The 12,642-nt window shown below is 48.4% G+C and carries 13 protein-coding genes; 8 read left to right on the top strand and 5 right to left on the bottom strand.

Going from position 1 to position 12,642, the window contains the following annotated elements:
- Nucleotides 1–9 precede the first annotated feature (9 nt).
- The 4 genes from MH144_RS10995 to spoVAC form a co-directional block, all read right to left on the bottom strand.
- A complete protein-coding gene (locus tag MH144_RS10995) occupies nucleotides 10–966 on the bottom strand; it encodes an AAA family ATPase (protein WP_095289796.1) in 957 nt (318 codons plus the stop codon).
- Nucleotides 967–1,174: 208 nt separating this feature from the next.
- Entirely contained in the window at nucleotides 1,175–1,525 is a 351-nt protein-coding gene (gene spoVAE, locus MH144_RS10990) for a stage V sporulation protein AE (protein WP_239299757.1), read from the bottom strand.
- Nucleotides 1,526–1,528: 3 nt separating this feature from the next.
- Complete coding sequence (gene spoVAD, locus MH144_RS10985; RefSeq protein WP_239299755.1) at nucleotides 1,529–2,545, bottom strand: stage V sporulation protein AD; 1,017 nt, start codon at nucleotides 2,543–2,545, stop codon at nucleotides 1,529–1,531.
- Nucleotides 2,542–3,048 (bottom strand): stage V sporulation protein AC, encoded by a 507-nt coding sequence (gene spoVAC / locus MH144_RS10980; protein WP_239299753.1) that lies wholly within the window; start codon nucleotides 3,046–3,048, stop codon nucleotides 2,542–2,544. Before spoVAC ends, spoVAD begins: the two co-directional genes overlap by 4 nt.
- Before the next feature lie 630 nt (nucleotides 3,049–3,678).
- Here spoVAC and MH144_RS10975 point away from each other — a divergent pair.
- Together MH144_RS10975 and MH144_RS10970 are read left to right on the top strand one after the other, a co-directional pair.
- The gene (locus tag MH144_RS10975; RefSeq protein WP_154895081.1) at nucleotides 3,679–4,752 is read left to right on the top strand and encodes a M42 family metallopeptidase; all 1,074 of its coding nucleotides are present in this window, start codon (nucleotides 3,679–3,681) and stop codon (nucleotides 4,750–4,752) included.
- Nucleotides 4,753–4,940: 188 nt separating this feature from the next.
- A complete protein-coding gene (locus tag MH144_RS10970) occupies nucleotides 4,941–5,258 on the top strand; it encodes a hypothetical protein (RefSeq protein WP_239299751.1) in 318 nt (105 codons plus the stop codon).
- Nucleotides 5,259–5,460: 202 nt separating this feature from the next.
- On the opposite strand, the gene MH144_RS10965 is transcribed toward MH144_RS10970, so the two are convergent.
- A complete protein-coding gene (locus MH144_RS10965) occupies nucleotides 5,461–6,168 on the bottom strand; it encodes a metal-dependent hydrolase (protein ID WP_239299749.1) in 708 nt (235 codons plus the stop codon).
- Nucleotides 6,169–6,479: 311 nt separating this feature from the next.
- Between MH144_RS10965 and nirB the strand changes: the two genes are divergently transcribed.
- From nirB to MH144_RS10935, 6 genes are all read left to right on the top strand, one after another.
- Nucleotides 6,480–8,909 (top strand): nitrite reductase large subunit NirB, encoded by a 2,430-nt coding sequence (nirB, locus tag MH144_RS10960; protein ID WP_239299747.1) that lies wholly within the window; start codon nucleotides 6,480–6,482, stop codon nucleotides 8,907–8,909.
- Nucleotides 8,910–9,000: 91 nt separating this feature from the next.
- Nucleotides 9,001–9,327, top strand: coding sequence for a nitrite reductase small subunit NirD (nirD, locus tag MH144_RS10955; protein ID WP_095289784.1), 327 nt, complete (start codon nucleotides 9,001–9,003; stop codon nucleotides 9,325–9,327).
- A gap of 52 nt (nucleotides 9,328–9,379) precedes the next feature.
- Nucleotides 9,380–10,162: a formate/nitrite transporter family protein gene (locus MH144_RS10950; protein ID WP_239299745.1), complete on the top strand. Its 783-nt coding sequence runs from the start codon at nucleotides 9,380–9,382 to the stop codon at nucleotides 10,160–10,162.
- Between the two features lie 257 nt (nucleotides 10,163–10,419).
- Nucleotides 10,420–11,049, top strand: a complete 630-nt coding sequence (locus tag MH144_RS10945; protein WP_239299744.1) for a YfbR-like 5'-deoxynucleotidase — start codon at nucleotides 10,420–10,422, stop codon at nucleotides 11,047–11,049.
- A gap of 130 nt (nucleotides 11,050–11,179) precedes the next feature.
- Nucleotides 11,180–11,605 carry an Rrf2 family transcriptional regulator gene (locus tag MH144_RS10940; protein WP_095289779.1) on the top strand — a complete coding sequence of 142 codons (426 nt, stop codon included), beginning with the start codon at nucleotides 11,180–11,182 and terminating at the stop codon, nucleotides 11,603–11,605.
- Between the two features lie 117 nt (nucleotides 11,606–11,722).
- Complete coding sequence (locus MH144_RS10935) at nucleotides 11,723–12,580, top strand: SDR family oxidoreductase (RefSeq protein WP_239299743.1); 858 nt, start codon at nucleotides 11,723–11,725, stop codon at nucleotides 12,578–12,580.
- Nucleotides 12,581–12,642 lie beyond the last annotated feature (62 nt).

Genomic DNA, 12,642 nt, shown 5'->3' with positions numbered 1-12,642 from the left:
CTTCATGAATTATTGCCCCATGGAGACGGGCACACGAACCTGCTGAAGTACAGAATTCAGTACGGCTTCAGAGCTCATGCTGTCCAGTCTCGCTTCAGGACGCAGTACAATCCGGTGGGAAAGGACATACGGCGCCATCGTTTTCACGTCATCCGGGAGCACATAATCACGTTCCTGCAGGAAGGCAAACGCCTTCACCGCCATCATGAAAGAAATGGCTGCACGCGGGCTGGCTCCCAGCAGCACGGACGGATGCGAACGTGTATTGCGAACGACATCAAGCAGGTAGTCCATGACCGGATCTCCGATAAAGACTTCTTTGATCTCCTGCTGAATCGCCGATATCTGGTCCATATGAGTTACGGACTCCAGTCGGTCCACGGGCTGACCTGACTGATGCTGCTTCAGCAATGTTCTCTCGATATCCTTGTCCGGATAGCCCAGACTTATTTTCAGCATGAACCGGTCAAGCTGTGCTTCCGGCAATGTATACGTTCCCTCAAAATCGATTGGATTCTGTGTAGCACAGAGCATGAACGGGTGCGGCAGATCATAGGTATCGCCATCTACCGTTACACTGCGCTCTTCCATGACTTCCAGCAGGGCTGACTGAGTCTTCGTAGTTGCCCTGTTGATCTCATCCGCCAGAAGTATGTTGGTCATGACCGGACCGGGACGGAAATAAAAGCGCTCGTCACGCGGGTGGAATACGGATACACCTGTAATATCACTTGGCAAAATATCAGGATTACATTGAATGCGGCGGTATTCTCCGCGCATGGATTTCGATAATGCTTTGATCAACTGCGTCTTGCCTGTTCCGGGTACGTCTTCGATCAGAACGTGTCCGCCTGCAAGCAAAGCTGTGAGCAAAAGTTGAATTTCAAAGGATTTCCCCATTATGCAAGATTCTAGATTAGAACGAACTGCTGAAATGATTTGGATCGACTCTTTGCGCACAGGCATGTGGTCTAACCTCCTAAAAAAGCATACAGATTTCCTTTTATTGTACATGAACAACGGGCGCGAGTACACTCGAAGAGAATCACAATTTGTTTCCAGCCGTCAGATTGGCCACCATTCTCGCATGATCGCGACAAAAAGCCCCGGATATTAAACATCCGGAGCCTCTTAGTGCATACATATATGGTTAAAACAATTTGACTGTGCCTTGTCAGCCCTTCGGCCGAACCACCAGCGCGGCGAGAAAGGAGAAGATAATCGCGGCTGATATCCCTGCTGCCGTCAAATCAAATATCCCGGTAATAACCCCGATCCATCCTACTTTCTCAAGCTCGGTCAATGCCCCGTGCACGAGTGAATTGCCAAAACTCGTAATGGGAATGGATGCTCCAGCTCCTGCAAATTCTACCAGTGGATCATACCATCCAAGCGCATCCGCAACCGCTCCTGCCACAACAAGTGTACTCATGGTGTGAGCCGGCGTCAGCTTGACGCCATCCATCAGCAGCTGACCCACTACACAGATCAGACCGCCAACAATAAATGCCCATAAAAATTGCATCGTTTATCCCTCCTTTTCAATGGCTACGGCGTGTGCAATACACGGGATGCTCTCGCCCTGCTGGTAGGAAATCGGTGACAGCAGCGCGCCCGTGGCCACAACCAGTACCCGTTTGAGATCGCCTTTTTGCATCCGGTTCATTATGTGTCCGTACGTTACAGTCGCTGAGCAGCCGCAGCCGCTGCCGCCTGCTACAACGAATGGCTGCTTCTCCCGATCATAAATCATGAGTCCACAGTCATTAAACGTCGTTTGTTCCATGGGGATGCCTTCCTTTTGCAACAGTTCTTTCGTGATGGGGTGTCCAACCGAGGCCAAATCTCCAGTGACGATCAGATCGTAATACCCTGGTTCAAGCCCCGTATCCCGAAAATGAGAGACGATGGTATCCGCCGCTGCTGGAGCCATGGCTGCCCCCATGTTAAACGGATCCTTGATGCCAAGATCCATGACCCGTCCAATCGTTGCCCGCGTGACAACTGGACCTTCTCCAGAGCGGGAGACTACGCCGCAACCAGATCCGGTCACGGTGTACTGAGCATAAGGAGGTTTCTGGGATCCATACTCGGTCGGGTAGCGGAACTGCTTCTCCACTGTGCAGTTATGGCTAACCGTGCCGGCCAGGACATAATCACCTGCACCTGAATCGACAATTAGGGATGCTAATGCAAGGCTCTCCATCGAGGTCGAACAAGCCCCAAATACACCGAGGTAAGGAGCTCCCAGTTTCCGAGCCGAAAAAGAACTGCTGATAATCTGGTTGAGGAGATCACCACCAATGAAAAACTGCAGCTCTTCCTTTGTGATGTTTGCATTGATGAGTGCCAGCTGCGTAGCTTGTTCTAGCAGCTTGCGCTCCCCCTTTTCCCATGTTTTCTCGCCAATCTCCAGATTGTCATAGATGTAATCGAAATCGGCGGACAGCGGTCCATCTCCCTCCTCTGGCCCAACAACCGCTGCCCTGCCAATAATTCGAGGACCATTCTCAAATTGCCAGGTTTGGCGTCCGACAAGCTTCATAGATGTCCACCTCCAAATCCAAGAATGGCGTAGATAATACCTATGATAAAGGCAGCCACGACGCCAAATACGATAACCGAGCCAGCTAGCTTAAACATGTTTGCTCCGACGCCAAGGACAAGCCCCTCAGCCCGGTGCTCCAATGCTGCCGAGCACATCGAGTTGGCAAATCCGGTCACCGGAACCGCTGTTCCTGCTCCGGCCCATTGAGCAATTTTGTCGTAGACCCCAAGGCAGGTGAGGATAACTGAGATCAGGATCATGACCGCAACCGTAGGACTTGCTGCTTCCTTGGAAGTCATATCGAAGCCTGCCTTGAATGCTTCCTGGATAGCCTGTCCAATGATGCAAATGAATCCCCCGACAAAGAAAGCCTTAATGCAATTTGCAAGGATCGGACGAGCCGGCTCATGCTTTTTGGCTACCTTCTTGTAATCCTGTTCACTGATGGACAGGGATGATGACTTTTTTCCGTTACCGGATCCTTTAGTTTGAGCTGGCAAGATTCAGAACCTCCTTAGAAATCGAATGGGTCGCACAGCTTGTCGCTGCATATCGTGTGAAATCCTATGTTCATTGTTTGTTAATCATGGGAAGGTTATGTATCCGGCGAATTGCAACAATTGTTTCCAGTTGGGGGGGAAGAACGGTTCAGCAGCCTAAATCCAATACGCCGGATCAGAGAGAAGTTGATTTAATCGTATGAACAGTCAAGTGTGAAGCTTTTTTTATAAATAAAGAAGTACGATGACGAGCAAAATAAAAAGGACGATAAAAAGGATATCTTCATTGCCTTCATGAGGTGGCTTCATCTGGTGTCCCAACTCCTTCCTGTCGTCAGGCAAACGAATAAGTATCTCCAGTAACGGGAACGCAGGTGCGTCTCAACTCATGCATATTCAATCATCCTGTGAAAGGCGTGAGGGTAAAGCCCAATTCAAAAGCAAACTTTCACGTTCATTGTACTAACGGTCCCTAAGATAGGTGACACAGACATGGACAATTAGGTGCACAAGGTTCATACTATAATGTGACCAGTGGTTAATAATGTCCTTTACTATTAGATGGAGGACAACAGTCCGCAGCCGTTCTGTCGAGACTGTCATACATACGATTAGAGGAGTTGTCGACACATGAATGAAAAAACAATGGAGATGTTTCGTACGTTAACGGAATTCCCTTCCGCTTCCGGATTCGAGCGTGAGCTTCGCGGATGGATGAAGGAGCAGCTCTCCCAATATACAGAGGAATTTGTCCAGGATCGTCTGGGAAGCCTTTTTGGCGTACTGCGCGGTGAAGAATCAGGCCCCAAAGTTATGGTAGCCGGACACTTTGATGAAGTGGGCTTCATGACAACAGGCATTACGGAAACAGGCATGGTTAAATTCCGACCACTTGGTGGATGGTGGAGCCAGGCTGTTCTGTCCCAACGTCTGCAGATCATTACTCCGGATCGCCGTATTACGGGCGTTGTAGGTTCTACGCCTACTCACTTGCTGGATGAGTCCCAACGGAGCAAACCGGTTGATCTAAACCACATGTATCTGGATATCGGTGCGGATAACCGTGCGGAAGCCGAATCTTGGGGTATTCACCCAGGCATGCAAATCGTGCCAATCTGTGAATTCACACCAATGGCGAACCCGAAAAAAATCATGGCAAAAGCCTGGGATAACCGCTACGGAGTCGGACTTGCCCTTGAATTGGTTGAGGCACTCCACCAAGAAAAACTTCCAAACACGCTGTATTGCGGTGCAACAGTTCAGGAGGAATTGGGGCTTCGCGGTGCGCGTACAGCTGCCAATCTGATTGAACCAGACATCTTCTTCGCACTGGATTGCAGTGCAGCAAATGACATGACAGGTGACAAACAGTCCTTTGGACACATTGGGCAAGGGGCTCTGCTTCGTATTTTCGATCCAGGCATGTTCACTCATCGCGGCATGGTGGAATATGTGCAGGATACGGCTTCTTCGAACCAGATCAAGATGCAATACTTTATCTCCCCTGGTGGCACGGATGCTGGACAAGTTCACCTGAGCGGAATTGGTGTACCTTCAACGGTCATCGGAATCTGCGCTCGTTACATCCATACCTCATCTTCCATCATTCACACGGATGACTATGACGCTGCCAAGGCGCTGCTTGTCAAACTGGTGAAGGGTCTGGATCGTACAACCATGAACACTATTATTGAAAACGCGTAAATACTGGAGCGAGTCACAGGATTGAAAACTCTGGTTGACATCCCTCTAGATAAAGAGGCATTCCGACTTTGGTTGGAGTGTCTCTTTTTTTTACGCAAAAAGAGATTAATAGTTCGAACATTACAGGAAATAACACATAAGATACAACAACGAAAGAGAACAAAACACCAAGCAGTGGAGGACCTGTTATGGCAGTGGGAAGGAATGGAAAATCGAATAAAGGCTCCAAAAAAACAAATGCCGCAAACTCCCTTCTCAATGGCAACCTTAAAGGTAGAAACCTGGAACTTATCGTTGCAGCATTGCTTGTTAGCGGCAAATTAAGAGTCGATGCTGTCACCTTGTTTCGTGAAGCCACTCTGGTCGTTGAGCTTGTCGGACAGTATAAAACACTAACAAACATTAACCCTTCGAATGCCGATAAACTGGTCCAATTTCTTGACGAGATGGGCGATGTGACTCTGGATGATGTGATGCGGGCTTTCCAAAAAAGAATGAATTCCTAAATGAATGGAATGAAATGAGGTTGGGATGATGTCTGACTTTGACGGAACTGGATTCGCCGAGCTATTAATTGTAGTCATCCTTATTGTGTTATTTGTATTTGGCTCTTCGGATATTGATGGGCTTACCGATTCCCCATCCTCTTCCTGAAGCGGAGCAATAAAAAAACGCCAGTCCATATACTCCGGACTGGCGTTTTTGAAGTTACAGAAATAACGGCGAGAATGCGATCCATGCCAAAATAAGGGTTAGCACAATACATACATTCTCCACCACTGCTCCATGTTTGGTCCCCGTGCTCATCAAATTCGCTCTGATCCTCCACTTGAGTGGCGGAAGCGGACGAATCCCGCGATTCGTCAACGAGTCAGCTAGCAGATGCATGGCATATGCTACTCCTCCGGCAACCCAAATCTCCGGTCCCTGCTCATGCGTTGTGCTGTATAGTAGTCCTCCCCAAACTGCTGTTCCATAGACCGTATGGGTTAGACCTCTGTGGGTCAGCGTAGTACATAACATGAGCAGACTCCCTGCGATCAGATTCCATGGCGCGAGAGCGTGACCGTAGAATACAAGACCCAGTCCGATAGCGAACATCAACACTTTGCGGAGCGAACGCGATGGCAGGAAAGATACCAGCCCGACCAGAATGGCCAGGAGCAGATTCCAAGGCTTCGCCTGTACGTAAAAATACACAAAAACGGCTGTCGGCAGCAATATGGTTTGCAGCAGCCTGATCAAACTATTGGGCAGTGCCTTGGATACCAACAAGGAATTCGGCTCATCAATGTCCGGCAGGAGCGAGCCAATGAGGGCAACCGTAACAGCCGGTGCCGTTACTTGCATACCCATCAGCTGTAGAACTGATAGTGAAACGCCTGTTCCAATAATTAGGTGGGATCTTCCCATCATGATGCGAAAACTTCCTTTCGAAGAAATAGGGAACATCATATCCCATTCTCGATGTTACAACGAAAACAAAAAGAGAACAATAGTTCGTATTTCTTATTTTAGATTAGAGTCCCGATCTCAATAACTTTCCATTCTTTATGCTCCAATAAAAAAAGTTTCCGTGACCGGGCTCACACTTTTTAATTTGTGCTACTTATCTCTTTCTTAGTGAAATAAATCACATTAAGTGTCAGGCATCCACGGTATGATTCAAATATAAACCACTAAAAATGTTGATATTGTCCAGTGTTAAACCAAGGAGGCTTACACACATGAACGGAAAAAGAGAAAAACTTGTCGTGATCGGTAACGGTATGGCCGGCATTAGTACTGTTGAACAAATTTTGAAATTAACTTCACGCTATGACATTACGGTCTTCGGCACGGAGCCCTATCCCAACTATAACCGAATCATGTTGTCCTATGTTCTGGAGGGCAGCAAAACCATTGATGATATCGTGCTAAATGATTTGCACTGGTATGAAGACAACGGCATTACGCTTCATACCGGGACAACCGTGTCTCGTATCGACGCAGATCACCGGGAAGTCGTCACAAACGAAGGCACACGGGTGCCCTACGACAAAGTCATTATCGCTACTGGTTCCAACTCCTTTATCCTCCCCGTTCCGGGTCATGATAAAGAAGGCGTTGTTGGATTTCGGGATATTGCCGATTGCAATATGATGCTGGAAGCAGCAAAGCAATACAAAAAAGCGGCTGTTATCGGGGGAGGACTTCTCGGACTGGAAGCAGCCAAAGGTCTGGTACAGCTCGGCATGGACGTCACCGTAGTTCATCTCATGCAAGACTTGATGGAACGCCAGCTCGATCCTCAAGCTTCAGCCATGCTAAAAGCGGAACTGGAGCGCCAGGGTATTCGTTTCAAAATGGGTGCTCAGACGGCTGAATTGATCGGTGGAGAACGCGTGGAAGGTCTCCGATTTGCCGATGATTCCGTGCTGGATGCAGACTTTGTCGTAATGGCTGTGGGCATTAAACCGAACACGATTGTAGCCCGCGAAAGCGGCATGGAAGTTAACCGGGGCATTGTCGTGGATGACTACATGCAGACCTCACTCGAAGGCGTATATTCCGTAGGGGAATGTACTGAACACCGGGGAGTATGCTACGGCCTCGTTGCCCCATTATTCGAACAAGGCATGATTCTCGCCAAGCATATTTGCGGCGTGGAGACTGCTCCTTATGAAGGTTCTGTCGTTTCTACCAAATTAAAAATTTCAGGTGTGGATGTCTTCTCCACTGGTGAATTTCTTGATAGTCCGGATCATACGGTAATCAGCCATAAGGATGACTGGAAACGGACCTACAAAAAAATCCTGCTGCGGGACAACATTATGGTCGGCGCCGTGCTCTTTGGAGATGTGACGGATTCTGCCGAATTGCAGAAGTTAATCAAACAAAAAACCGAAATGACGGATGAACTGTATGCCTCCCTGATGGGTACGGGCTGTGGGGGTCACAAAAAAGCTGCTTCTGTTGAAACGATGGCCGAGGACGAAATCGTATGTGGATGTAATGGTGTAACCAAAGGAACGATTGTCGATGCCATTACGAATCAAGGTCTGAGCAGTGTTGATGAGATCAAAGCCTGCACTGGCGCAACCCGTTCATGCGGCGGCTGTAAACCGGTGGTAGAGCAAATTTTACAATACGTACTGGGAGACAACTTCACAAGCGGTGCCAAGCAGGGCATCTGTGGATGCACCTCGCTTAGCCGGGATGAAATTGTAGCCGAGATCAAGCAAAAAGGATTGCAGACAACCAAGGAAGTGATGAACGTTCTGGGCTGGAGCCAGCCTGAAGGCTGTTCCAAATGCCGTCCGGCAATTAACTACTACCTTGGCATGATCGCACCGGATACGCATGAAGATGAGAAGGAATCCCGGTTTGTCAATGAACGCATGAACGCCAATATTCAGAAAGACGGCACGTATACGGTGGTACCTCGCATGTATGGCGGCGTAACAACTCCGGAAGAACTGAAACGCATTGCGGACATCTCGGTCAAATACGATGTAAAAGCAGTCAAGGTTACCGGAGGACAGCGTCTCGACCTGATTGGGGTCAAAAAAGAGGATCTGCCGCAGGTATGGGCGGACCTGGATATGCCTTCAGGTTATGCCTATGCCAAATCGCTGCGTACGGTCAAAACCTGTGTCGGTTCCCAGTTCTGCCGCTTCGGTACTCAGGATTCCATGGCGATGGGTGCCCTGCTTGAACGCAAATTCGAGCGTCTCGATCTGCCTGCCAAATTCAAAATGGCGGTTAATGGCTGTCCACGGAACTGCGCGGAATCATGTACGAAAGATATCGGGATTGTGGGTAACGATGGAGGCTGGGAGTTGTTTATTGGTGGTAACGGCGGTATCAAAGCCAGACTTGCAGACTCCTTATGCAAAGTGAAAACAGATGCAGAACTCATCGAACTCTGCGGTGCCATTATTCAATACTACCGGGAAACTGGCAACTATCTGGAGCGTACCTCGGAATGGGTAGAACGGATGGGACTTGAGCAGATTCGTTCGGTTGTGGTGGATAATCTGGAGGAACGCAAAGCATTGATGGAACGCATTGAATTCGCTCTGAACCATGTGGAAGATCCATGGAAGAAAGCACTGCGTAATGAAGAAGGCCAGACCAAACTGTTCCAGGGAATTGAAGTGTCGGCTCGCCCTTAAGCTTCAATCCTTAAGATAGTAACGTTCTTCACTGGATCAATATGATAATAAATTTGCAGGGTGAACCTGCCATAGAAAAGGAGCAGTCCAAATGACAACCAAACAATCGGGCACCTATTTTCCGGCGGGAGAGATTGAAGAGTTCCTCCCCCGGATCGGGAGAGTCGTAGAAATTGAAGGCCGACAGCTGGCTGTCTTCCGCGCCTCTGACGGTACCGTATTTGCTGCCGATAACCATAACCCCCACCCCAAGGGTGGACCGCTCGCGGAAGGCATCGTATCCGGACATTATCTCTATGATCCGCTGTACGATTGGAAAATCGACTTAAGTACGGGTCAAGTGCAGGCACCCGATCAGGGACAGGTTCAGATGTTTCCGGTGAAACTCGAGAACGGGCAGGTCTGGATTGCCGTATAGCTAGCTCCATAAGCAGGAACGAGATAGATGCACAATAATGGAGGAGACCAAGATGTTTACACCAGGTGTTGAAGGAATTATTGAAGCTGCCGTTAAAAAACGGGATCAGATGAATGCCAGCTTACCGCGTTACATGGTAGCAGCCTTAATGGCAGGAGCATACGTAGGGCTTGGGATTATTCTGATCTTTAGTATCGGTGCACCGCTGCTTGCAGCCAAGTCACCCTTGCAAATGATGCTGATGGGCATGTCCTTCGGACTCGCCCTCACGCTCGTCATTTTTGCAGGCTCAGAATTGTTCACAGGCAACAACATGTTTTTTACCATGAGTACACTGGCGGGCCGGACTACGGTTCGGGATACCTTGAAAAACTGGGGACTCGTTTTCCTCGGCAATCTGATCGGGGCGATCCTGCTCAGTCTGCTTATTGTAGGCAGTGGCTTGTTTAAGACAGCTGCACCGGAGCACTTACTGTTTGCCGTATCGGCCAAAAAGATGGCTGCACCCGTCACCGAATTGTTCTTCCGTGGTATCCTTTGTAACTGGCTCGTCTGTCTGGCCATCTGGATGGCGGCCCGTTCCAAAGAGGATATTGCCAAACTGGTACTGATCTGGTGGTGTCTGTATGCATTTATCGCCAGCGGATATGAGCACAGTGTCGCCAACATGACGCTCTTATCACTGTCCTGGCTGCTGCCCAACCACCCCGATACGATCACGTTGGCAGGTTGGCTGCATAATATGATTCCCGTCACCCTGGGCAATATCATTGGTGGTGCGTTGTTTGTCGGTATGGCGTATTGGTTTATCTCCCCGGTTCGCAAGAAAGCCTGATTGTACATCACACATTTTCATTAAACGTGAATCATAAAAAAATCAAAAAAACCACCATAAATCTCGCTGAATATACGTTCAGTAGATATGGTGGTTTTTTGGTTTTGTCCCGGATATCCATCTTGCCTCTTAATCCCTATGTCTGTGTCTTTCCCTATTAAGTTATTTTTACCTTTCTCGCATACATCGTTAATCCGTGGTTAACATAATTAAAGTATAGTCGGATCATACTCAACCAACAAAGGATGATAGCTTAGATGGGAATTCATACGTACTTTAGGTCACTGAACGATCTTGAACGCATCATTCGCACGCCTGGCAAGTTCAAGTTTGAAGAACACTGTGTGTCGGCCCATTCCTGGAAAGTAGTACAGTATGCCAAGACACTGGCCGATATTGAAGAACAGCACGGAGTAAGCATCGATTGGAAAAAGTTATACGAAATCACCAGCAGCCATGACTATGGCGAAATCTTCATCGGCGATATCAAGACCCCCGTCAAACATTACTCGTTGGAACTGCGTTCCATGCTGCTTCATGTGGAAGAAGCGATGGTAGAGCATTTTATCAACGAAAATATCCCTGAGGAATTTAAGGACATTTTCCGCAGGCAGCTGCGAGAAGGCAAAGACGATTCCGTAGAAGGTCTGATTCTCGAAGTGGCGGATAAAATGGATCAGGTATATGAAGCCTTTGCGGAACTGCAGCGTGGCAATACGGAGAAAGAATTTATCGTCATGTACCGTTATGCACTGATCAAAATCAAAAATATCGACCTTCACTGTGTACGTTATTTCTTAGACAAAATTCTGCCTGACATGATCGAAGAAGGCATTCGCTCCCCGTTCGATATCCGCCAAATCACTGAAGAAGCTTTGTCCCAATAATCAGCGCTGGCCATCTTGGTTCACCTGATCCGGGGACATGGCTTCTTTTCGTTATGGATGGTGATCTGGAACTTGGATTTGACAACATCATAATTTGTAACTATTATAGTTACAACGGTGGTGATCATCCATGAAACAAATCAGCAGCCGCTTTTCCATTGCGGTTCACACCCTGTCCTTGATCGCTGTTGCACCCCATGAGTGCACTGGGGATTTTATTGCTTCAAGCGTAAATACAAATCCCGTGATTATTCGGCGGATCATGTCCAAGCTGAAACAGGCCCGTTTGATCGAGGTCAGACCTGGCGTCGGCGGTGCTTCCTTATTAAAGGACCCGGCGGACATTACCCTTCTGGATGTATACCGGGCACTCGAAGTAGTCCAGGAAGGGGAGCTATTCAACTTTCATAAACATCCGAATCCGGATTGTCCGGTGGGCAGCATGATCGAACGTACCTTGCGTGCCGAGCTCATTGAGGCTCAGACAGCGATGGAACAGCGCTTGAACCGCGTAACCATACAGCAGATGATGGATCAGGTTCATGTGTCTGAATAAAAGAAGCTCATCGCGAGCTTTTTTTAACCTTTCGGTTGTAATCACATCTGTTATAACGGACTTGATTACATCCAATCTTTTTTAAAAAAAATACTTATATCATTGGAGGAACATTTCATGAAAATTTTGGTTACTGGCGCAACAGGTCATTTGGGTTCACTGGTCGTAGAAGCTTTGTTAAAAACGGTATCCGCCGGGGATCTGGCTGTAAGTGTACGCAACCCGGAGAAAGCTGAAGCACTGCACGCTCAAGGCGTCGACGTTCGTCACGGTGATTTCGATCAACCGGATACACTTGCCAAAGCTTTCGCTGGTGTGGATCGCCTGCTGCTCATCTCCACAGATGGCGACAATGAAACACGCATCCGCCAACATCAAACTGCCGTTGATGCTGCCAAGAATGCAGGTGTTGGATTTATCGCGTATACCAGCGTGGTGAATGCAGAGGATAACACCCTTTCGCTGGCTGAAGTGCATCGTGCCACAGAACAGGCGATCCGCGAATCCGGCATTCCCTATTCCTTCCTGCGTAACAACTGGTATCTGGAAAATGAAGCAGGCAGCGTACAAGCTGCTACCCAAGGTGCTCCATGGGTTCATGCAACCAACGACAGTCAAGTAGGCTGGGCTACGCGCAGCGATTATGCACATGCAGCTGCAGCAGTCCTTACAGGTGAGGGACTTGAGAACTCAGTATATGAGTTGTCTGGTAAACTTCGCACGCAAGCTGAACTAGCAGCTATCGTTGGTGAAGTGCTCGGACAGGACATAAACGTGCAAAACGTCGACAATGCTGCTTATGCCGACATCATGAAGGGTGCAGGTCTGCCTGACTTTGTAGTCTCCATGCTGGTTGATATGCAGAGTGCCATTCGTGAAGGTGCACTGGCTGTAGAGAGCGACACATTGGAGAAACTGCTTGGTCGTCCGGCTCAACCACTGAGCGAAGGCGTCAAAGCAATTCTGGGCAAGTAAAACGTTCTTCCAATCCATATCCGCTAATTGAACGAAATTCTATTAGCTGGATATCCAAAAGG

Source organism: Paenibacillus sp. ACRRY (assembly GCF_022346995.1).
Lineage (GTDB): Bacteria > Bacillota > Bacilli > Paenibacillales > Paenibacillaceae > Paenibacillus.
Note: the sequence above shows the minus strand (reverse complement) of the source record. Positions and strands in the feature narration are given on the sequence as shown.